Here is a 21,180-nt window from a genome sequence, read left to right as displayed (position 1 = left end):
GTGGGATGAGCGAGCAACTGCCGCTGCAACGTTTCGCCCATTGGGTGGCGACCTGTCCGGACCGCGTCTGGCTGCGTCAACCGGTGGCGCGCACTTGGTACCCCGTCACCTGGCGCCAGGCCGACGACCAGGCCCGGCGCCTGGCGAGTGCCTTGCGCGAGCTGGGCTGCGAACCGGGTGACCGGGTGGCGATACTGGCCAAGAACTGCGCCGAGTGGGTGCTCAGCGACCTGGCGATCATGCTCGCCGGGCTGGTCAGCGTGCCGCTCTACCCGCTGCAGTCGGCGGAGAGCATCGGCTACGTGCTGCGCCACTCCGCATGCAAGGCCATCATCCTCGGCAAGCTGGACGCCGCCGAACACCTGGAGCCGGGCATCCCCGCGGAGGTGATGCGCATCGCCATGCCTTATCCGACCCTGCGCGCCGACCACGACTGGGGCGAGTTGCTGAGCAGCCATGAGCCCTTGCGTGATGCCCATGAGCAGCAGCCGGACGACCTGCTCAGCATCCTCTATACCTCCGGCACCACCGGCCAGCCCAAGGGCGTGATGCAGACAGCACGGGCCTTCGCCTTCGCCTCCAGCCGCTCGGTGGTGGAGATGGGCCTGGGGCAGGGCGACCAGTTCTTCTCTTACCTGCCGCTGTCCCATGCCGCCGAGCGTTTCCTGGTGGAAACCAACAGCCTCTATTGCGGCGGGGGCATCGCCTTCGTCGAATCCCTCGAGACCTTCGCCGAGGACCTGCGTGAGGTTCGGCCGACCCAGTTTTTCTCGGTGCCGCGCCTGTGGACGCGCTTCCAGCAGGGCGTGCTGGAAAAGCTGCCGCAGCGCCGGCTCGACCGCCTGCTACGCCTCCCGCTGCTGGGCGCCCTGGTGGCGCGCCAAGTGCGCCGTGGGCTTGGCCTGGATCGCGCGCGGGTGCTGGTGAGCGGCGCCGCGCCCATCCCGGTGGCGCTGCTGGAGTGGTACCGGCGCATCGGCCTGACCATCTGCGAGGGCTACGGCATGACCGAGAACTTCGCCTACGGCAATTTCAACCGGCCGGGGCAGGTGCGTTTCGGCTCGGTGGGCCGGGTGATGCCGGACAACGAAGTGCGCATCGCCGAAGACGGCGAGATCCTCTATCGCAGCCCGGCACTGATGGCCGGCTACTACTTGGAGCCCGACAAGAGTGCGGAAACCCTGCGTGACGGTTGGTTGCACACCGGCGACAAGGGCGAGATCGATGCCCAGGGCTACCTGCGCATCACCGGCCGGGTGAAGGACATCTTCAAGACCAGCAAGGGCAAGTACGTGGCGCCTGCCCCCATCGAAGGCGAAATCGCCAAGAGTCACTGGGTGGAGCAGGTGTGCCTCATGGGCAGCGGCCTCGACCAGCCCCTGGCGCTGATAGAGCTGAGCCCGGCGGCCCGCGAGCAGGCGCGTGCGCGGGTGGAGGCCGACCTGCTGGCCACACTGGCGCAACTCAACGGCAACCTCTCGCCCCATGAGCGCGTCAGCCATTTGCTACTGGTGCGCGAGCCCTGGACGGTAGATAACGGCTGCATGACGCCGACCATGAAGATTCGCCGCAACGTGCTGGAGGCCCGCTACGCCCCAGCCGTCGAACGTCTCGATGCACGCCAGGCGCTGCATTGGGAATGACCAACAGATCAGGAGTCGCCATGAAAGGCCCGCTGTCTTCACTGAAAATCCTCGACTTCTCTACCTTGCTGCCGGGGCCGTTCGCCTCGTTGCTGTTGGCCGACATGGGGGCCGAGGTGCTGCGGGTGGAATCCCCCAGTCGTACGGACCTGGTGCGGGTGCTGCCGCCCCATGACGGCGGCCAGTCCACCAGCCATGCCTACCTCAACCGCAACAAGCGCAGCATCGCCCTGGACCTGAAACGTCCGGAGGCAGTGGAGCTGGTCAAACAACTGGTGCGTGACTACGACATTGTCCTGGAGCAGTTCCGCCCGGGCGTGATGGACCGGCTGGGCCTGGGCTATGAAGCGCTGAAAGCGGTCAACCCGAAGCTGATCTACGTCTCCATCACCGGTTACGGCCAGACCGGCCCGTACCGCGACCGCGCCGGGCACGACATCAACTACCTGGCCCTGGCCGGCATCGCCAGCTACACCGGGCGCCGCGACAGCGGACCGCTGCCGCTCGGCGTCCAGCTGGCGGACATTGGCGGCGGTTCCCTGCACGGCGTGATGGGCCTGCTGGCGGCGGTGATCCATCGCCAGGCCACGGGGGAGGGCCAGCAGGTGGACGTGAGCATGACCGACTGCGCTTTCGCCCTGCACGGCATGGCCGGCGCCGGCTACCTCGGAGCTGGCGTCGAGCCGGACATGGAGAACCAGGCGCTCAACGGCGGCAGCTTCTACGACTACTACCGCACCCGCGATGGCCGCTGGTTCTCGGTGGGCAGCCTGGAGCCGCAATTCATGCAGCAGTTCTGTGCCGCCATCGGTCGGCCGGAGTTGGCGGCCAAGGGCCTGTCGCCCAAAGCAGAGGAGCAGCGCGAGCTGAAACGCTCCATCGAGATCGAGTTCGAGAAGCGCGACTACGCTGAGTGGCTGGAGGTATTCGCGGCGCTGGATGCCTGCGTGGAGCCGATGCTGCCGCTGTCCGAGGCGGTAGAGCATCCGCAGATCAAAGCCCGTGGCCTGGTGGTGGACGTCCCGCGCGACGGCTTGCCGCCACAGCGGCAGATCGCCTGCCCGATCAAGTTCTCCGCCGGGTTGCCGGCGCCGCGCCACGTTGGCGGAGCGGTGGGCTCGCACACGGCTGAGGTGCTGGCCGAACTGGGATTGAGCACTGAACGGATAGAGGCGCTGAAGGCGGCGAAGGTGACGGCTTAGGGCGGGAGCCTGATCGTGGCAAACCTTGTGGGGGCGAATTCATTCGCTATGCAGGCCAAAAGCCTGCCCTTCGAAGGTCCAGGGGACCGCTGCGCGGTTCTCAGCGAATGAATTCGCCCCCACAGGAAAAGCCCTGCCTCTGTGCCGGCTTCACACCTGGCTCTGTTCCCCGCTGAACACCAGGGTCACCCGGCAGCGCCGGCAGTAGTAGCGGCGGCCGCGGGCCACCAGGGCGTGGCGTTGGGCGGAGAAGGGATGGCCGTCGGGGCAGGCGCAGCGGTAGAGGTAGCGGGTGACCTTGCGCCGCTTCACTTCATAGTTGTGGCAGCGGTTGGGCGGCAGCTCGTAAACGCCGCGCATGATCAGCTGCCATTCCTCGCCATGGGGCTGGATGCGCGATCCGAACAGCTGGTGGGCCACCAGGTGCGCCACTTCGTGGGCCACGGTCTGGCGGAGGAAGTCTTCCTGGTTCTCGCGGTAGAGCTGCGGGTTGAAGCGCAGCTTGTTCTCGTCGAGATGGGCGACGCCGGCTTTCTGCCCGCGCAGCTTGAAGCTCACTTCGGGGCGGGGGAATCGGCATTTGAAAAAGTCTTCGGCCTGCTGGTAGCAGGTTTCGACGCGGGCAAGTAACTGCTCGGGCATAGGGCACTCCGTTGGCGCGGAATTATGCCGCAAAGCCGTGCCCTTCCGGAGACGATGACGCCGAGTGGTCATCCTCGCCCAAACGGAAAAGGCCGCCCGCAGGCGGCCTCGTTGTCAGAAGGAGATCATCAGCTGGTGTACACCGGCCCCAGGCCGAAGCCCCAGAGGATCACGGCCGACGCGATCATCGCCACCAGCACCACCAGACCCACCGCCAGCACCGAGCTGGAGAACAGGAAGCCTTCGTCCTTGGGAATGTTCATGAAGGTGGGGATGCCCACGTAGAGCAAGTACACCGTGTAACAGATGGCCAGAGTGCCCACCGTCGCGCCAAACCACAGGTGTGGGTAGAGCGCCGCCAGGCCGCCGATGAACAGCGGGGTGGCGCAGTAGGCGGCGAAGACGATGCACTCGGTGACGCTCGGGTTGGCGTCGTAGGTGCGCGCCATCCAGTGGATGAAGCCACCCATCACCGCCACGCCGGCCAGCATCGCCAGGTAGGACATGATGGACATCTGCATTGCACTGGCCTGGGTGAGCATGACGGGATCGCCCTTGCCCAGGACCCAGCCCACCTGGGTAGTGCCGATATAAGCGGAGATCACGGGAATTGCAGCAAGGATCAGGACGTGGGTGAGGTACATGTGGCTGACGCTTTCCTCTTCGCCACGAATTTCCTGCCACTCTTGATCGGGATGGGTGAAGAGCCCCCAAACGTGGTGGATCATGCTGAACACCTCCTCATTATTATGAGGTCGCCCCCCAGCGAAGCGCCGGGGGCGCGTAGCCAGCGCCACCCGGTGCCCGGCCGACCTATGCGACCTTATGTCGCAGTATAGGCAGGCAAGTTGCCGCCGCCTTAGAGCGAATCGAAGATTCAGCCTCAACTGTAATAGCGTTGAAGTATTTCCATGGCTTTGTTGATCGATTGCAGCCGCGAAGTGCTGCCGCCCCGATCGGGGTGGTGCAGGCTCACCAGCTGGCGATAGCGCTGCTTGATCAGGGCCAGGCTGAGTGGCTGGCTGCCATCGTGCAGGCCGAACAACTCCAGGGCCGCGAGCTTTTCCTCGCTGCCCTGCATGCGCGTCCAGAAGCTGGCCAGCAGCCGTTCCACATCCTCTTCGGTGGTTTCCCGCAGGTTCTTCAGGTCCAGGTAGTAGTTCCGCAGCGGGTCCAGTTCGCTGAGGGCTGCCGTCGCCCCGGCTTCGTATGGCAACAACTGGACGCACAAGGGGCTGATGGCGAGCTGGGCGAGGCCCTCGCCGTTCAGCCGGTCGCGAAGGAGGTAGAGGGCGTTGAACACCAGGAAGTGGGTGCGGAACAGCACCAGTCTGTCGGTGAGTTCGAGGTGGGGGATGTGGGTGGAGTGACGGGCCTTGAGCGCCTGGATCAGTTGGTACTCGCTCAAGCCTTCGGGCGCCCCGCGCAAGAGTTCGTGGAGCTGGTCGCTGAGGTCCAGGGCGGGGTCGAGGTCGCTGTTCATCGGCGGGAGCCTAGCACAGGCTGTCGATGGGGCTGGGGCCGCGCGCGCTTTGTGCGTAAAATAGCCAGCTTTTCGCATCTCCCCCCGGATTCCAGAGCACCATGGGCACCCTTTCGGTCAACCAGAACAAACTGCAGAAACGCATCCGCCGCCTGGCCGGCGAGGCCATCGCCGACTTCAACATGATCGAGGATGGCGACAAGGTCATGGTCTGCCTGTCCGGCGGCAAGGACAGCTACACCATGCTGGACGTGCTGCTGTACCTGCAGAAGGTCGCGCCGATCAAGTTCGAGATCGTCGCCGTGAACATGGACCAGAAGCAGCCGGGCTTCCCCGAACACGTGCTGCCGGCCTACCTGGAGTCCATCGGCGTGGCGTACCACATCATCGAGAAGGACACCTACTCGGTGGTGAAGGAGAAAATCCCGGAAGGCAAGACCACCTGCTCGCTCTGCTCGCGCCTGCGCCGTGGCACGCTCTACACCTTCGCGGACGAGATCGGTGCGACCAAGATGGCCCTCGGTCACCATCGCGACGACATCCTGGAAACCTTCTTCCTCAACATGTTCTACGGCGGCACCCTCAAGGCCATGCCGCCGAAGCTGCGCGCCGACGACGGCCGCAACGTGGTGATCCGCCCGCTGGCCTACTGCAACGAGGCCGACATCGAGGCGTATTCCATCCTCAAGGAGTTCCCGATCATCCCGTGCAACCTCTGCGGCTCCCAGGAGAACCTGCAGCGCCAGGTGGTCAAGGAAATGCTCCAGGACTGGGAGCGCAAGTCGCCGGGCCGCACCGAGATCATGTTCCGCGCCCTGCAGAATGTGGTGCCCTCGCAACTGGCCGACCGCAACCTCTTCGACTTTGCCAGCCTGCGCATCGACGAAACCGCGGCGCCACGCACGCTGGACGTGGTCAATATCTGACCTTGCCCTTGTAGGAGCGAGCTTGCTCGCGAAGGTTCGCCAGCAAGCTGGCTCCTACAGGGAATCGTTTCCGCATCGAAAGGACATTGCATGCGCGACTACCGCTGGCTCAACGAGTACTGCCTGAACCGCTTCGGCTCGGCCGAAGCCCTGGAAGCGCGCCTGCCGCAGCCGCGCAGCGATGCCGAGCTGCGGGCACTCCCTGATGACCGCTACCTGTCGCTGATCGCCCTGCGGGTGTTTCGCGCGGGGCTCAAGCACAGCCTGGTGGATGCCAAGTGGCCCGCCTTCGAAGAGGTGTTCTTCGGCTTCGCCCCGGAGAAGGTGGTGCTGATGAGCGCCGAGCACCTGGAGCGGCTGATGCAGGACACCCGGCTGATCCGCCACCTGGGCAAGCTCAAGAGCGTGCCGCGCAATGCCCAGTTCGTAATGGACGTGGCGCGGGAGAAAGGCAGCTTCGGTTCGCTGATCGCCGACTGGCCCGTGACCGACATAGTCGGGCTGTGGAAATTCCTCGCCAAGCGTGGCAGCCAACTGGGTGGGCTATCGGCGCCGCGCTTCCTGCGCATGGTCGGCAAGGACACCTTCATTCCTACCGATGATATGGTCGCCGCCCTCAAGGCCCAGGACATCATCGACAAGGCGCCCACCAGCCAGAAGGACCTGGCCCAGGTCCAGGCCGCCTTCAACCAGTGGCATGCCGAAAGCGGCAGGCCCCTTTGCCAGCTTTCGGTGATGCTGGCGCACACCGTCAACCACTGATCACGCGGTTGCGCTGGCCTTCGCTACGGGCGGACACTGGGCGCGGTCAGGAACAGGGGGCGGGAAATGTCGGATATCCAGCGTGTGGCGGCGGCTCTGAAGGCCGCCGAGAGAATCCTGGTCATTACCGGGGCGGGGCTGTCGGCTGACTCCGGCCTGCCCACCTACCGCGGGCTTGGCGGGCTCTACAACGGCGTGACGGAGGAGGGGCTGCCCATCGAAGAGGCCCTCTCCGGGCCCATGCTGCGGCGCAACCCGGCGCTTTGCTGGAAATACCTCGCCCAACTGGGGCGCGCCTGCATGGACGCCCGGCCAAATGCCGGCCATGAAGCCATCGCCGAGCTGCAGCGGCTCAAGCCCGAATGCTGGGTGCTGACCCAGAACATCGACGGCTACCATCGCCAGGCGGGTTCGCCACCGGAGCGGCTGATCGAGATCCACGGCGAACTGTCGCCGCTCTACTGCCAATCCTGCGGGGCGGAAAGTCCCGACCTGGCCCGACATCTGGCAGGGGAAATGCCTCCCAAATGTCATGAGTGTGGTGGTATTCTCCGTCCGCCCGTGGTGTTGTTCGAGGAAATGCTCCCTGAGCAAGCCATCGACAGCCTCTACGCCGAGCTTCGCAAGGGATTCGATGCGGTGATCTCGGTGGGAACCACGGCGAGCTTTCCCTACATCATCGAGCCCGTTGTCCGCACCCGCCAGGCAGGCGGTTTCACCGTGGAAATCAACCCGGCTCGCACCGATCTCAGCCCGGTGGTCGATGTTCATCTGCAAGGAAAGGCCTTAGATGTTCTGCAAGGACTGATAAGTCACATTTCAGGCGATTAAATTTGCATATCAGGGTGATAGAAGGCATAGTCGCGCCTTCTTCAAAAAACACTCGACACGGTCGTGCCCATGCTGAAGCGCTTCGCACCCCTCGTGCCCCTGACGTTCGCCCTGTTTCTCGCCGCTTGCGCAGGTAATGTGCAGCAGCAACCCCAGTTCCAGACTCAGGCCCCGGTGGCCGATGGTGCGCCCGATTCGCTGCTGAACGAACCGAGCATCAAGGACCTGGCCGATCTCACCGACGACCAGCCCTATCAGATGCCCTCCCTGGCCGATGGCCTGCTCGAGCGCGGTTACGAACTGGTGGGCACCCCTTACCGCTTCGGCGGCCGTTCGCTGAAGACCGGCTTCGACTGCAGCGGCTTCGTCGGCTACCTGTTCAAGGAAGAGGCCGGTATCCAGCTGCCGCGCTCCACTCGCGAGATGATCAACCTGGACGCCCCGGTAATCGCCCGCAGCGAGTTGAAGCCCGGCGATATCGTGTTCTTCAACAACCGTGGCCGTGGCCGCGTCAGCCATGCCGGCATCTATATAGGCGACGATCAGTTCATCCACTCCAGCAGCAGCCGCAGCGGCGGCGTGCGTGTCGACAGCCTCGACGACCGCTACTGGAAGGCCAGCTACATGGAAGCCAAGCGTGTCCTGGCGATGAACAGCCCGCTGCGCCACTCGCTGCAGCGCTGATCCGGACCCGCTCCAGACCCCACGCCGAGGCGGCCTTTCCAGGCCGCCTCGGCGTTTTTCTACCCGCTCGCGCAGCTTTCGCTTGCAATATCACTGTGAGATCAGCAAATTAGCGTGCATTCCTCAAGTCAGGACTGACTTGTCATGCTCGCACCGGACCGCCTCGCCATTCTTGCCCTGGCTGCGCTGCTCACCGCTTGCGCGAGCAAGGCGCCTCCGCCCCCGCCCGTCATCACCTCGCCGGCTCCGCAGTTCTCGCCCGTTGCCGACGACGTGCTGTTCCGCGCGTTGGGCCTGGTCGGCACGCCCTACCGCTGGGGCGGCAACACCCCGGACAGCGGTTTCGACTGCAGCGGCCTGATCGGTTACGTCTACCGCGACGCTGCCGGCATCAGCCTTCCACGCTCCACCCGCGAGATGATCGCCATGCGCGCGCCCAGTGTCGGCATCAACGCGCTGCAGAGCGGCGACCTGGTGTTCTTCGCCACCAATGGCGGCGGCCAGGTCAGTCATGCCGGCATCTATGTGGGCGAAGGGCGCTTCGTCCACGCGCCGCGCACCGGCGGAACGGTGCGCCTGGACAGCCTGTCGAACAGCTACTGGCAGAGAAGCTACCTGAGCGCCAAGCGCGTAATCTTCGATCCACGCCTGGCCCGCACTCCCTGAGGTGCCCATGACCAACCGCACGCTGAACCTCGACGACGCCCTCTACGGCTACCTCCTCGACGTCTCGCTGCGGGAGGCGCCGCTGCTGCAGCGGTTGCGTGCCGAAACCGCGGCCATGCCCATGGCGCGCTGGCAGATCGCCCCGGAGCAGGGGCAGTTCATGGCGCTGCTGGTCAGGCTCATTGGCGCCCGACGCATCCTCGAGGTGGGTACTTTCACCGGCTACAGTGCCCTGTGCATGGCGGCCGAACTACCTGACGACGGCCAACTGGTCTGCTGCGACCTGCCCGGCGACTACAACGCCGTCGCCCGCCGCTATTGGCAGGAGGCGGGGCTGGCTGAGCGCATCGACCTGCGCCTGGCGCCCGCGCTGGACACCCTGGCCGCGTTGGAAGCGGGCAGCTTCGACCTGGCCTTCATCGACGCCGACAAGGCCAATTACCCGGCCTATCTGGAGGAGGCCTTGCGTCTGGTGCGCCAGGGCGGGCTGATCCTCTTCGACAATGTGCTCTGGAGCGGCCGCGTGCTCGAAGCCGAGCCGGACAGCATCGACACCCGCGCCATCCAGGCGCTGAACCGGGCGCTGAAGAGCGATGTGCGGGTCGACCTTTCGCTGCTGCCGCTGGGTGATGGCCTGACAATCTGCCGCAAACGCTGACCAGTGGGGGAGGGCGACAGTGCCCCGCGACCATGCCTGAACCCATCCGACTTCCGCCCCAGCCCGACGCCTGCGAACTCTGCGGCCGCGCCGCTGCGCTGACCCGCCATCACCTGATCCCCAAGGCCCTGCACGACAAGCCCTATGTGCAGAAACGCTTCGTAAAGAGCGAACGCATCACCGCGACCCTCTGGGTCTGCCGACCCTGCCATAACCAGATCCATCGGCTATTCAGCGAAAAGGAACTGGCCCTGACCTTCAACAGCCGCGAAGCCTTGCTGGGCGACGAGCGCCTGCGCAGCTTCGTCGACTGGCTGGCCGGAAAGCCGGCGGGGTTCACGCCCAGGCACTGATAGTCTTGTTGGGAGCCCGCTATCGCAAGGCCGGCGGCAGCAAGCAGAATGTCCCGGCTGACTTCTTCATCGGTGCCCACGCCGCAGTGGAGGGGCTGGCACTTCTGACACGGGACAACCGGCGCTATCGAACCTATTTCCCGACACTCGACCTGATCACGCCCGAATTGGCTGACTAGTCCGCCAGGTTTGACGCTCACCCCCCCAACCCTCTAACCTTCGCCGCTGCCTCAGGTGCCCCTTGGCCTTGGCCTAAGGGGTGAAACAGGGAAGCCGGTCCATTCCGTCGAAGAATCCGGCGCTGCCCCCGCAACGGTAGGCGAGTAGAACGCCGCAATAAGCCACTGTGCTCAGGCATGGGAAGGCGCGGCACGGGAGCCTCCGCTCCACTCGCAAGCCCGGAGACCGGCCTGGCGCAAGCAGGGCATCGCGGAGCTGTTCCGCATGCAGTACCCCTTGTAGATGTCGCGCGGGTGGCACGACGGAGATCCAGACCTTGATTCGCAAGCCTTTCATCAGGCCGGCGGCGTTCGCGCTGCTCGGCGGCACATCCATTTCCCCCTTCCTGGCGGCGGCGCCCCTGACCCTCGACGAGCAGGTGGTCACCGCCACCCGCAGCGAGCGGCCGGTGCGTGCCAGCCTGGCCTCCACCACTGTGATCGACCGCGAGGAGATCGAGCGCAGCCAGGCGCGTTCGGTGCCCGAGTTGCTGCGCAAGGTGCCGGGCGTGACCCTCAGCAACAACGGCGGGCCGGGCAAGAACACCACCGTTTTCCTGCGCGGCAGCGAATCCGATCATGTGCTGGTGCTGATCGATGGCATCAAGGTGGGGTCGGTGAGCGCCGGCATCACCGCCTTCCAGGACCTGCCCGTGGAGCTGATCGAGCGCATCGAGGTGGTCCGTGGTCCGCGCTCCAGCCTCTATGGTTCCGAAGCCATAGGCGGCGTCATCCAGATCTTCACCCGCAAGGGCGGGAAGGGCGGCGCCAAGCCCTGGTTCTCCGCCGGCTACGGTACCCACGACAGCTATGAAGGCAGCGCCGGCGTTTCCGGCGGGGACGACCAGGGCTGGTACAACCTCGGCGTCAGCAGCCAGGACTCCGACGGCATCAACTCCCGCCGCCAGGGCAGCGACTATTACGAGCCCGATGCCGACGGCTACCGCAATCTCTCGGGCACCCTCCGCGCCGGTTACCGCTTCGAAAACGGCCTGGAGCTGGACGGCACGCTGATGCGGACCAAGGCCCACAACGACTACGACGACATCGACAGCAGCGGCTTCCTGCACCCTGCCGGCGGTCACAATGCCAATGCCGACAACCGCCAGGAACTGGCCGGCGGCCGGGCGCGCTTCAGCCCATCGGAAACCTGGGATGTGACCCTGCAGGCCGGTCGCAGCGAGGACAAGTCCACCAGCCACACCGACGGCATCTTCGATGCACGCTTCGACTCCCAGCGCGACAGCGCCTCCTGGCTCAACGACCTGACCCTGGCCGAGGGCCATGTGCTGACCCTGGGCTACGACTGGCAGCGGGATAGCGTGAGCGGCTCCACCGCCTTCGCCAAGGACTCGCGCCTGAACAAGGGCTGGTTCGCCCAGTACCTCGGCGAGTACGGCCGCCAGGACTGGCAACTCAGCCTGCGCCGTGACGACAACGAACAGTTCGGCACCCACGACACCGGCAGCGCCGCCTGGGGCTATGCCCTGACCGACGCCCTGCGCTTCAGCCTGAGTTATGGCACCGCCTTCAAGGCGCCGAGCTTCAACGAGCTCTATTACCCCGGCTATGGCAATCCGGATCTGGATGCGGAAACTTCGGAAAGCTTCGAAGCCGGCCTCTCTGGTCAGTATGGCTGGGGGCACTGGTCGATCAACGCCTACCGGACCCATGTCGATGATCTGATTGCCTACGACTCCACCCTTGGCCGATTCGGCGGGCCGAACAACATCGGCAAAGCCCGTGTCGATGGCCTGGAGCTGGTCCTCGGCAGCCGATGGCTGGGCTGGAACTGGAGCGCCAACGCCAGCTTCATCGATACCGAGAACCGCAGTTCCGACGCCAACGCCGGCAATGAATTGCCACGCCGGGCGCGCGAAGCCTTCAACCTGGATGTCGATCGCCGCATCGGCCAGTTCGGCCTGGGGGCGACCCTGCACGCCGAAGGCAGCAGCTACGATGACCTGGCCAACCGGAAGCAGGTGGCCGGTTATGCCACCGTCGACCTGCGCGGCGAATACTGGCTGACTGAAGAATGGCGCCTGCAGGCCAAGGTGACCAACCTGCTGGATGCCGACTACGAAACCGCACTGGACTACAACCAGCCCGGGCAGGCAGTGTTTTTCACCGTCCGTTATCAAGCCCTTTGAACCGAGGTGACCCCATGACCGAATCCGCCGACCGCGACGCCCGCCACAAGGCGCGCATGCAACGCAAGAAGGCCGTCGTCGACGAAAAGATCGCCCAGGCCCGGGACGAGTACGGCCTGCTGCTGGTGCATACCGGCAACGGCAAGGGCAAGAGCAGCTCGGCCTTCGGCATGGTGGCCCGCGCCCTCGGCCACGGCCTCAAGGTGGGCGTGGTGCAGTTCATCAAGGGCGGCATGTCCACCGGCGAGGAGAACTTCTTCCGCCGCTTCCCCGAAGAAGTCAGCTACCACGTGATGGGCGAGGGCTACACCTGGGACACCCAGGACCGCCAGCGCGACATCGAGAAGGCCCGGCAGGCCTGGGCCGTGGCGCGCACCCTGTTGGATGACCCGCAGGTGGGCCTGGTGGTGCTGGATGAGCTGAATATCGCCCTCAAGCACGGCTACCTGGAGCTGGAAGAGGTACTCAGGGACATCGAATCCCGCCCGGAGCGGCAGCACGTGGTCGCCACCGGCCGCGGCGCGCCCCAGGGGCTGATCGATGCCGCCGACACCGTCACCGAAATGACCCTGGTCAAGCACGCCTTCAAGGCCGGCGTGAAGGCCCAGAAAGGCGTGGAGTTCTGATGCCCCGCACGGTTGCTTCTACTCCCTCTCCCTTCAGGGAGAGGGCCGGGGAGAGGGTTTCCCATGTCTGACCACGCACGCAGCTGCCCCGCGCTGCTCATCGCCGCTCCGGCCTCCGGCCAGGGCAAGACCACAGTCACCGCCGCGCTCGCTCGCCTGCACGCCCGCCAGGGCAAGCGGGTGCGGGTATTCAAGTGCGGGCCGGACTTCCTCGACCCGATGATCCTCGCCCGCGCCTCCGGCGCGCCGGTCTACCAACTGGACCTGTGGATGGTGGGCGAGGCGGAAAGCCGCCGCCTGCTCTGGGAGGCGGCGGGGGAGGCCGACCTGATCCTCATCGAAGGCGTGATGGGCCTGTTCGACGGTTCGCCCTCGGCCGCCGACCTGGCGCGGTGCTTCGGCGTGCCGGTGCTGGGCGTGATCAATGGCGCCGCCATGGCCCAGACCTTCGGCGCCCTGGCCGTGGGCCTGGCCACCTACCAGCCGGACCTGCCCTTCGCCGGCGTGCTCGGCAATCGCGTCGGCAGCCAGCGCCACAGCGACCTGATCCGCGACAGCCTGCCGGACTGGATCCGCTGGTACGGTGCCCTGCCGCGCAGCGCCGAAGTGGAGCTGCCGAGTCGCCACCTGGGGCTGGTCCAGGCCGAAGAGCTGGCGGACCTGGATGCGCGCCTGGACGCCGCCGCCGATGCATTGGCCGCCAGCGCGGAAGTGGCCTTGCCACCGGCGGTCGAGTTCGCCGCGCCGGAAGACCAGGAGGTTGGCGACTGGCTGGCGGGAGTGCGCATCGGCGTCGCGCGCGATACCTCCTTCGCCTTCCTCTATCAGGCCAACCTCGACCTGCTGCGACAACTGGGCGCCGAGCTGGTGTTCTTCTCACCGCTCGCCGATGGGCATTTGCCGGCGGTGGACAGCCTCTACCTGCCGGGCGGTTACCCCGAACTGCACCTGCAGCCGCTGGCCGCCAACCGCGCCATGGCCGAGGCCATCCGCGCCCACCATGCCGCGGGCAGGCCGATCCTCGCCGAGTGCGGCGGCATGCTCTATCTGCTGGAAGCCCTGACCGAGGCGGCCGGCGAGTCCGCCGAACTGCTCGGCCTGCTGCCCGGCCGCGCCACCATGCAGAAGCGCCTGGCTGCCCTGGCCCTGCAGGAGGCGCCGCTGCCGGAGGGCAATCTGCGTGGACACACCTTCCACCACTCGTTGCTGGATTCTCCCCTGGCGCCCATCGCCCGTGGCCTGTGCCCGAACGACAAACCGGTGGCCGAGGCGGTATTCCGCATCGGCCGCCTGACCGCCTCCTATATCCACTTCTATCTGCCGTCCAACCCGCGGGCGGCCGCGGAGCTGTTCCGACCATGAGTGAACACGCCTTCAGCCCTGATGAGCGCGCGGCGGTCTATCGCGCCATCGCCGAACGACGCGACATGCGCCACTTCAGCGGCGGCGAGGTGGCCCCCGAGCTTCTGGCTCGGCTGCTGGAAGCGGCCCACCAGGCGCCCAGCGTCGGGCTGATGCAGCCCTGGCGCTTTATCCGCATCAGTTCTGCCGAACTGCGCCAGGACATCCACACCCTGGTGGAGGCCGAGCGGGTGCGCACCGCCGAGGCGCTGGGCGAACGCTCGGACGAGTTCATGAAGCTCAAGGTGGAAGGCATCCGCGACTGCGCCGAGTTGTTGGTGGCCGCGCTGATGGACGGCCGCGAGGCCCATGTGTTCGGCCGTCGCACCCTGCCGGAGATGGATCTGGCCTCGCTTTCCTGCGCCATCCAGAACATGTGGCTTGTGGCCCGCGCCGAAGGCCTGGGGATGGGCTGGGTGTCGCTCTTCGAGCCCGGGGCCCTGGCCGAACTGCTCGGCATGCCGGAGGGCAGCAAGCCGCTGGCGGTGCTCTGCCTGGGGCCGGTGACCGAGTTCTATTCGGCGCCCATGCTGGCCCTGGAAGGCTGGGCGCAGCCACGGCCGTTGGCTGACCTGGTATTCGAGAATCACTGGGGGCAGCTGCCATGAGCCTGGGCTTCCTCACCCTCGGCGCCGTTGCGCTGGATGCCCTGTTCGGCGAACCCAGGGGCTGGCACCCGCTGGTGGCTTTCGGCAAGTTGGCCAACCGCCTGGAGCAACGCTTCAACCCCGGGGGGCGCGGTTGGCGCAGCCATGGCGTGAGCGCCTGGGTCCTGGCAGTGCTGCCGCTTACCTTCGGCGCCTGGCTGTTGTCGGAGCTGCCCTATGTCGGCGCTTTGGTGGGGGTGGTCGCCCTCTATGCCGCCATCGGCCTGCGCAGCCTCAATGAGCACGCCGAGCCCGTGGCCAACGCCCTGCAGGCGGGCGACCTGCCAGAGGCGCGCAAGCGTGTCGGCTACATGGTCAGTCGCGAAACCCGCGAGCTGGATGAGCCGGCCGTGGCTCGTGCCGCCACCGAGTCGGTGCTGGAAAACGGCAGCGACGCGGTGTTCGCCGCGCTGTTCTGGTTCGCCGTGGCCGGTGCGCCGGGTGTGGTGCTCTATCGGCTTTCCAACACCCTGGACGCCATGTGGGGCTACCGCAACGCGCGCTTCGAGCGCTTCGGCTGGGCCGCGGCGCGCATCGATGACGTCCTCAATTACATCCCGGCCCGGCTGGTGGCGCTGACCTATGCGCTGCTCGGCAAGACCTCCCTGGCCCTGCGCTGCTGGCGCCGCCAGGCGCCGCAATGGGACAGCCCCAACGCCGGCCCGGTGATGGCGGCCGGCGCCGGCGCGCTGGGCGTGGCCCTGGGCGGCCCGGCGGTCTACCACGGCGAGTTGCACCAGCGCCCGGTGCTGGGCGAAGGCCCGGCCGCGCGCGCCGAAGACATTCGCCGGGCCATGGACCTGGTGCGTCAGGGTGTGCTGCTCTGGCTGGCGCTGCTGATCATCGGAGGCTGGCTCCTTGCTTGAACATGGCGGACGGCTGCGCGCGGCAGCGCAGCGCTACGGCATAGCCGAGGCCGACTGGCTCGACCTCTCCACTGGCATCGCCCCCTATGGCTGGACGCTGCCGGTCATCCCCGCTTCGGCCTGGGCGCGCCTACCGGAACTGGACGATGGCCTGGAAGCGGCGGCGCGGCACTATTACGCCTGCTCGTCCCTGTTGCCGGTAGCCGGTTCCCAGGCGGCGATCCAGGCCCTGCCACGCCTGCGCGATCGTTGCCGGGTCGGGGTCATCTCGCCCTGTTACGCCGAGCACGCCCATGCCTGGCGCCGTGAAGGCCACGAGCTGGAAGAGTTGGACGTGGCGACGGCCGAGCGCGAGCTGGAAGGTTTCGACGTGCTGCTGGTGGTCAACCCAACCAATCCCACGGGCCAACGCCTGGCCCCGCAAACCCTGCTGGACTGGCGCGAGCGCCTGGCGCGGCGGGGCGGATGGTTGCTGGTGGACGAGGCCTTCATGGACTGCACGCCGGAACAGAGCCTGGCCGGCCATTGCCCGCTGCCGGGCCTGGTGGTGCTGCGCTCCTTCGGCAAGTTCTTCGGCCTCGCTGGCATCCGCCTGGGTTTCGTCCTGGCCGAGGCGCGGTTGCTGGATCAGCTCGACGAGTGGCTCGGTCCCTGGGCGGTGAGCGGCCCGGCGCGGGCCCTGGCAAAGGCGCTGTTGCAGGACGCGGACGGCCAGGCGCGTCAGCGGCGACTCCTGCTGCGCGACGGCGAGCGCCTGGAACGGCTGCTGCTGGACCACGATCTCGCTCCCACTGGCGGCACTGCGCTCTTCCAGTGGCTGGCGCGCGAAGATGCAGCAGTCCTGCACGAATTCCTTGCCGCCCGCGGCATCCTCACCCGCCTGTTCGCCCACCCGGCCAGCCTGCGCTTCGGCCTGCCGCCAGACGAGGCCGGCTGGGAACGCCTGCACCAGGCCTTGTTCGATTACTCCAAGGAACGCCCATGACCACCCTGATGGTGCAAGGCACCACCTCCGACGCCGGCAAGAGCACCCTGGTGACCGCGCTGTGCCGCTGGCTCAGGCGCCAGGGCGTGGCGGTGGCGCCCTTCAAGCCGCAGAACATGGCGCTGAACAGCGCGGTGACCGCCGACGGCGGCGAGATCGGCCGCGCCCAGGCGGTACAGGCCCAGGCCTGCGGCCTGGCGCCCCACACCGACATGAATCCGGTGCTGCTCAAGCCCAATACCGACATTGGCGCCCAAGTGATCATCCACGGTCGCGCCGTCACCAGCATGAATGCCGCCGCCTACCACGACTATAAGAAGGTCGCCATGGCGGCTGTGCTGGAGTCCCATCAGCGCCTGTCCGCCCAGTACCCGGTGGTGCTGGTGGAGGGCGCCGGCTCGCCTGCGGAGATCAACCTGCGCGCCAACGACATCGCCAACATGGGCTTCGCCGAAGCGGTGGATTGCCCGGTGATACTGGTCGCCGATATCGACCGCGGCGGCGTCTTCGCCCATCTGGTGGGCACCCTGGAACTGCTCTCGGCAAGTGAACAGGCCAGGGTCAAAGGCTTCGTGATCAACCGCTTCCGTGGCGATATCGCCCTGCTCAAGCCGGGCCTGGACTGGCTGGAACAGCGTACCGGCAAGCCGGTATTGGGCGTACTGCCCTATCTCACCGACTTCCACCTGGAAGCCGAGGACGCCATCGACCAGCGCCAGGCGGACAAGGCCGGCGAGCTGCTGCGGGTGGCTGTGCCGGTGCTGCCGCGCATCAGCAACCACACCGACTTCGATCCCCTGCGCCTGCATCCCCAGGTGCGGCTGACCTTCGTCGGCCCCGGCCAGCCCATCCCGCCGGCGGACCTGATCATCCTTCCTGGCTCCAAGAGCGTACGCGCCGACCTCGCGCGCCTGCGCGAGCATGGCTGGGACCTGGCCCTGCAGCGCCACCTGCGCTATGGCGGCAAGGTGCTCGGCATCTGTGGCGGCTACCAGATGCTCGGCCGCAGCGTCCAGGACCCCCACGGCCTGGAAGGCCCGGCGGGGGAGAGCGCCGGCCTCGGCTTGCTGGACATCGACACCCTGCTGGAACCGGAGAAGCAGCTACGCAACGTCGGCGGCCGCCTGACGCTGGATGATGCCGCGGTGAGCGGCTATGAAATCCATGCTGGCGTCAGCACGGGTACTGGCCTCGAACGTCCGGCCGTGCAGCTGGACGATGGCCGCGCTGACGGCGCCTGCAACCCGGACGGACAGGTCATGGGCACCTACCTGCACGGCTTGTTCGAATCCTCGGCTGCCTGCTCCGCCATCCTGCGCTGGGCCGGCCTCGAAGCAGTGCAGGCAGTGGACTACCAGGCCCTGCGCGAGCGCGATATCGAGCGCCTGGCGGACCAGGTGGAACAGCATCTGGATACGCAGCGGTTGCGGCTGCTGTGCGGACTATCCATGACGAGGTTTACCCATGCCTGAACTCATCCTCGGCGGCGCCCGCTCCGGCAAGAGCCGGCTGGCGGAGAAGCTGGCCAGCGAAAGCGGCTTCAAGGTCATCTACATCGCCACCAGCCAGCCGCTGGATGGCGAGATGAGCGAGCGCGTCGCCCATCATCGCGCCCGTCGTCCGGACCACTGGGGCTTGGTGGAAGAGCCGCTGCAGCTCGCCCGAGCCCTGCGCGAGAACGCCGCTGCCGACACCTGCCTGCTGGTGGACTGCCTGACCCTCTGGCTGACCAACCTCCTGATGCTCGACGACCCCGCGCGGCTGGACGAGGAGCGCGAGGCGCTGCTCGGCTGCATCACCGAACTGCCGGGGCGGGTGCTGCTGGTGAGCAATGAAACCGGACTTGGCGTCGTGCCGCTGGGAGAGCTGACCCGCCGCTACGTCGACGAAGCCGGCTGGCTGCACCAGGCCCTGGCCGAACGCTGCGAGCGGGTGACCTTCACCGTCGCCGGCCTGCCCATGATCCTCAAGGGAGAAACCCTATGACCCTGCAATGGTGGCAGGCGCCCTGCCAACCGCTCGACCCGGTGGCCCGCGCCAAGGCCCAGGCCCGCCAGGACCAGCTGACCAAGCCGCGCGGCGCCCTCGGCCAACTGGAAGGCCTCGCCATCAGCCTGGCTGCCCAGCAGGGCCGCGAGCGGCCGCGCATCGACCGCCCCTGGTTCGCCGTGTTCGCCGGGGACCATGGCGTGGTGGAGGAGGGCGTGTCCGCCTATCCGCAGGCGGTGACCGGCGAGATGCTGCGCAACTTCGTCCGCGGCGGCGCCGCCATCAGCGTATTGGCGCGCAGCCTGGGCGCCACCCTGGAACTGGTGGACTTGGGCACCGCCGTGCCGCTGGAGCCGCTCCCCGGCGTGTTGCACCTGCAGGTCGGCGCGGGTACGGCGAACTTCGCCCGCGAACCGGCGATGACCGCCGCCCAGTGCCTGATCGCCCTGCAAGCGGGGCGCGCCAGCGTCGAGCGCGCCCTGGCGGCCAGGGCCGACCTCTACGTCGGCGGCGAAATGGGCATCGGCAACACCACCACCGCCAGCGCCCTGGCCTGCGCCCTGTTGGAGCTGCCAGCCAATGTGCTGGCCGGCCCCGGCACCGGGCTGGACGGCAATGGCGTGGCGCACAAGGTCCGGGTGATCGAACAGGCTCTGGCCCTGCATCGCGAGGGCTGCGACAGCACGCAGGAAACCCTGCGTCGTCTCGGCGGCTTCGAGGTGGCGGCGCTGACCGGCGCCTACCTGGCCTGCGCCCAGCTCGGGATACCGGCCCTGGTGGACGGTTTCATTTGCAGCGTGGCGGCGCTCTGCGCCGTGCGCCTCAATCCTGCGTGCCGCGAATGGCTGCTGTTTTCGCATCGTTCCGCCGAACCCGGCCACCTCGCCGTGCTTGCCGCGCTGGGAGCCGAGCCGTTGCTGGACCTGGGCCTGCGCTTGGGCGAGGGCAGCGGCGCGGCCATTGCGTTGCCGCTGCTGCGCCTGGCCTGCGAGCTTCACGATGGCATGGCCACCTTCGCCGAGGCTGCGGTTTCGGATCGCCCGGCATGAAGCTCGACCTGTTGCGCCATGGCGAAACGGAACGGGGCGGTGGCTTTCGCGGCAGCCTGGACGATGCGCTGACCGACACCGGCTGGGCGCAGATGCGCGCCGGGATCGAAGGTGCTGGGCCTTGGGACCAGCTGGTGAGTTCGCCGTTGCAACGTTGCGCAGCCTTCGCCCGCGAGCTCTCCGAGCGGTCAGCGTTGCCTTTGCAGTTCGACGCTGACCTGCGCGAACTGCACTTTGGCCAGTGGGAAGGGCGTAGCGCCGCCGAGTTGATGGAGACCCACGCCGAAGGCCTGGGCCTGTTCTGGAACGATCCCTACGCCTTCACCCCGCCGGAAGGCGAAACCCTGCTGGACTTCGAGGCGCGGGTGCTCGCCGCTGCCGAGCGACTGCACCAGCGCTACACCGGCCAGCGGGTGCTGCTGGTCACCCACGGCGGGGTGATTCGCCTCCTGGTCGCCCGTGCCCGCCAGCTGCCGCGCGCCCAGCTGATGCAGGTGGAAGCGGCCCATGGCCAGATGTTCCGACTGGAGTTCGATGCGCTCGGCCTGCGGGTGCGGTCATGACCCCCTTGCTGATCGCCCTGCAGTTCCTCACCCGCTTGCCCGTGCGCCTGTCCGGCATGCCCGAGCCCCGGCAGGTCGGCCAGTCGCTGCTCTGGTATCCCATGGTCGGGCTGCTGCTCGGCCTGTTGCTGCTGGGCGCGGCCTTCCTCCTGGAAGGGCACCCGGCGCTGCTGCAGGCGGCGCTGTTACTCGCCCTCTGGGTGGGACTCTCCGGCGGTTTGCACCTGGACGGCCTGGCCGACACGGCGGATGCCTGGGTCGGTGGCTACGGCGACCGCGAGCGCACCCTGGTGATCATGAAGGATCCGCGCAGCGGTCCCATTGCAGTGGTGGTGCTGGTGCTGGTGCTGCTGCTGAAGTTCGCGGCGCTGGTGGCGCTGGTCGAGGCCGGCGAGCTCCTGCCGCTGCTGCTGACGCCCTGGCTGGCACGGGGGCTGCTGCCCTTGCTCTTCCTCACGACTCCCTATGTGCGTGCCGGGGGGCTGGGGCAGGCACTGGCCGACCACCTGCCACGCCGGGAAATGCCTTGGTGGCTGGCGATACAGGCTGCGGTGATGCTGGTTTTTGGCTGGGTCGCCTGGCTGTCGCTGGCGGTGGCGCTGGCGGCTTTCGCCTGGATGCGCTGGCGGTTCATGCGGCGGCTGGGCGGGACTACCGGGGATACCGCGGGGGCGATGGTTGAGGTGGTGGAGGTGGTTGTGCTGGTTGCGGTGGCCGTTGCCCTCTCCCCCAACCCCTCTCCCTGAAGGGAGAGGGGAGCTTGTCCGAGCGCAGGCAAATTACCGCGTGCAGCGCTGCTCCGAGTTTCCGGCCACCGGAAAGGCATCTAGCGCGAG

At 67.2% G+C, this 21,180-nt stretch carries 24 protein-coding genes and 1 riboswitch; of the genes, 21 read left to right on the top strand and 3 right to left on the bottom strand.

Annotated features, from left to right (window positions below):
- Positions 1-5: 5 nt before the first annotated feature.
- Both E8F12_RS27425 and E8F12_RS27420 read left to right on the top strand, forming a co-directional pair.
- Complete coding sequence (locus E8F12_RS27425) at positions 6-1,643, top strand: AMP-binding protein (RefSeq protein WP_280328360.1); 1,638 nt, start codon at positions 6-8, stop codon at positions 1,641-1,643.
- 20 nt (positions 1,644-1,663) lie between these two features.
- On the top strand, positions 1,664-2,845 hold the full coding sequence (locus E8F12_RS27420; RefSeq protein ID WP_280328359.1) for a CaiB/BaiF CoA-transferase family protein: 1,182 nt from the start codon (positions 1,664-1,666) through the stop codon (positions 2,843-2,845).
- Positions 2,846-2,995: 150 nt separating this feature from the next.
- Here the strand turns inward: E8F12_RS27420 and E8F12_RS27415 are convergent, their stop codons facing one another.
- The 3 genes from E8F12_RS27415 to E8F12_RS27405 all read right to left on the bottom strand — a co-directional run bounded on the left by E8F12_RS27415 (position 2,996) and on the right by E8F12_RS27405 (position 4,970).
- Positions 2,996-3,487 carry a SprT family zinc-dependent metalloprotease gene (locus E8F12_RS27415; RefSeq protein WP_280328358.1) on the bottom strand — a complete coding sequence of 164 codons (492 nt, stop codon included), beginning with the start codon at positions 3,485-3,487 and terminating at the stop codon, positions 2,996-2,998.
- A gap of 128 nt (positions 3,488-3,615) precedes the next feature.
- Positions 3,616-4,215 (bottom strand): Yip1 family protein, encoded by a 600-nt coding sequence (locus E8F12_RS27410; RefSeq protein ID WP_280287522.1) that lies wholly within the window; start codon positions 4,213-4,215, stop codon positions 3,616-3,618.
- Positions 4,216-4,370: 155 nt separating this feature from the next.
- Positions 4,371-4,970, bottom strand: a complete 600-nt coding sequence (locus tag E8F12_RS27405; RefSeq protein WP_280328357.1) for a DNA-J related domain-containing protein — start codon at positions 4,968-4,970, stop codon at positions 4,371-4,373.
- 101 nt (positions 4,971-5,071) lie between these two features.
- On the opposite strand from E8F12_RS27405, the gene ttcA reads away from it, so the two are divergent.
- From ttcA to E8F12_RS27310, 19 genes are all read left to right on the top strand, one after another.
- Positions 5,072-5,896 (top strand): tRNA 2-thiocytidine(32) synthetase TtcA, encoded by an 825-nt coding sequence (ttcA, locus tag E8F12_RS27400; protein WP_280287524.1) that lies wholly within the window; start codon positions 5,072-5,074, stop codon positions 5,894-5,896.
- Positions 5,897-5,986: 90 nt separating this feature from the next.
- Entirely contained in the window at positions 5,987-6,658 is a 672-nt protein-coding gene (locus tag E8F12_RS27395) for a DNA-3-methyladenine glycosylase I (protein WP_280328356.1), read from the top strand.
- Between the two features lie 66 nt (positions 6,659-6,724).
- Positions 6,725-7,489 carry an NAD-dependent deacylase gene (locus tag E8F12_RS27390; protein ID WP_280328355.1) on the top strand — a complete coding sequence of 255 codons (765 nt, stop codon included), beginning with the start codon at positions 6,725-6,727 and terminating at the stop codon, positions 7,487-7,489.
- A 69-nt stretch (positions 7,490-7,558) separates the two neighbouring features.
- On the top strand, positions 7,559-8,173 hold the full coding sequence (locus E8F12_RS27385; RefSeq protein ID WP_280328354.1) for a C40 family peptidase: 615 nt from the start codon (positions 7,559-7,561) through the stop codon (positions 8,171-8,173).
- A gap of 144 nt (positions 8,174-8,317) precedes the next feature.
- Positions 8,318-8,839, top strand: coding sequence for a C40 family peptidase (locus tag E8F12_RS27380; RefSeq protein ID WP_280328353.1), 522 nt, complete (start codon positions 8,318-8,320; stop codon positions 8,837-8,839).
- Between the two features lie 7 nt (positions 8,840-8,846).
- A complete protein-coding gene (locus E8F12_RS27375) occupies positions 8,847-9,497 on the top strand; it encodes an O-methyltransferase (protein WP_280328352.1) in 651 nt (216 codons plus the stop codon).
- A 32-nt stretch (positions 9,498-9,529) separates the two neighbouring features.
- On the top strand, positions 9,530-9,850 hold the full coding sequence (locus E8F12_RS27370; protein ID WP_280287530.1) for a hypothetical protein: 321 nt from the start codon (positions 9,530-9,532) through the stop codon (positions 9,848-9,850).
- A 5-nt stretch (positions 9,851-9,855) separates the two neighbouring features.
- Complete coding sequence (locus E8F12_RS27365; protein ID WP_280328351.1) at positions 9,856-10,029, top strand: hypothetical protein; 174 nt, start codon at positions 9,856-9,858, stop codon at positions 10,027-10,029.
- A 36-nt stretch (positions 10,030-10,065) separates the two neighbouring features.
- Positions 10,066-10,279: riboswitch (cobalamin riboswitch) on the top strand.
- 70 nt (positions 10,280-10,349) lie between these two features.
- On the top strand, positions 10,350-12,218 hold the full coding sequence (gene btuB / locus E8F12_RS27360; RefSeq protein ID WP_280328389.1) for a TonB-dependent vitamin B12 receptor: 1,869 nt from the start codon (positions 10,350-10,352) through the stop codon (positions 12,216-12,218).
- 14 nt (positions 12,219-12,232) lie between these two features.
- Positions 12,233-12,844 carry a cob(I)yrinic acid a,c-diamide adenosyltransferase gene (gene cobO / locus E8F12_RS27355; protein WP_280328350.1) on the top strand — a complete coding sequence of 204 codons (612 nt, stop codon included), beginning with the start codon at positions 12,233-12,235 and terminating at the stop codon, positions 12,842-12,844.
- A gap of 63 nt (positions 12,845-12,907) precedes the next feature.
- Complete coding sequence (locus E8F12_RS27350; RefSeq protein WP_280328349.1) at positions 12,908-14,206, top strand: cobyrinate a,c-diamide synthase; 1,299 nt, start codon at positions 12,908-12,910, stop codon at positions 14,204-14,206.
- On the top strand, positions 14,203-14,853 hold the full coding sequence (bluB, locus tag E8F12_RS27345) for a 5,6-dimethylbenzimidazole synthase (protein ID WP_280328348.1): 651 nt from the start codon (positions 14,203-14,205) through the stop codon (positions 14,851-14,853). Before E8F12_RS27350 ends, bluB begins: the two co-directional genes overlap by 4 nt.
- Positions 14,850-15,758: an adenosylcobinamide-phosphate synthase CbiB gene (gene cbiB / locus E8F12_RS27340; protein WP_280328347.1), complete on the top strand. Its 909-nt coding sequence runs from the start codon at positions 14,850-14,852 to the stop codon at positions 15,756-15,758. Before bluB ends, cbiB begins: the two co-directional genes overlap by 4 nt.
- On the top strand, positions 15,751-16,743 hold the full coding sequence (cobD, locus tag E8F12_RS27335; RefSeq protein WP_280328346.1) for a threonine-phosphate decarboxylase CobD: 993 nt from the start codon (positions 15,751-15,753) through the stop codon (positions 16,741-16,743). The genes cbiB and cobD overlap by 8 nt, the downstream gene beginning before the upstream one ends.
- Positions 16,740-18,215: a cobyric acid synthase gene (locus E8F12_RS27330; protein ID WP_280328345.1), complete on the top strand. Its 1,476-nt coding sequence runs from the start codon at positions 16,740-16,742 to the stop codon at positions 18,213-18,215. Before cobD ends, E8F12_RS27330 begins: the two co-directional genes overlap by 4 nt.
- The gene (gene cobU / locus E8F12_RS27325) at positions 18,208-18,729 is read left to right on the top strand and encodes a bifunctional adenosylcobinamide kinase/adenosylcobinamide-phosphate guanylyltransferase (protein WP_280287539.1); all 522 of its coding nucleotides are present in this window, start codon (positions 18,208-18,210) and stop codon (positions 18,727-18,729) included. The genes E8F12_RS27330 and cobU overlap by 8 nt, the downstream gene beginning before the upstream one ends.
- Complete coding sequence (cobT, locus tag E8F12_RS27320) at positions 18,726-19,781, top strand: nicotinate-nucleotide--dimethylbenzimidazole phosphoribosyltransferase (protein WP_280328344.1); 1,056 nt, start codon at positions 18,726-18,728, stop codon at positions 19,779-19,781. The genes cobU and cobT overlap by 4 nt, the downstream gene beginning before the upstream one ends.
- Positions 19,778-20,344 (top strand): alpha-ribazole phosphatase family protein, encoded by a 567-nt coding sequence (cobC, locus tag E8F12_RS27315; RefSeq protein ID WP_280328343.1) that lies wholly within the window; start codon positions 19,778-19,780, stop codon positions 20,342-20,344. The genes cobT and cobC overlap by 4 nt, the downstream gene beginning before the upstream one ends.
- Entirely contained in the window at positions 20,341-21,090 is a 750-nt protein-coding gene (locus tag E8F12_RS27310) for an adenosylcobinamide-GDP ribazoletransferase (protein ID WP_280328342.1), read from the top strand. Before cobC ends, E8F12_RS27310 begins: the two co-directional genes overlap by 4 nt.
- Positions 21,091-21,180 lie beyond the last annotated feature (90 nt).

Source organism: Pseudomonas sp. BN102, from assembly GCF_029871245.1.
Lineage (GTDB): Bacteria > Pseudomonadota > Gammaproteobacteria > Pseudomonadales > Pseudomonadaceae > Metapseudomonas.
The sequence above is the reverse complement of the archived record's forward strand: the minus strand, read 5'-3'. Positions and strand labels throughout refer to the sequence as shown.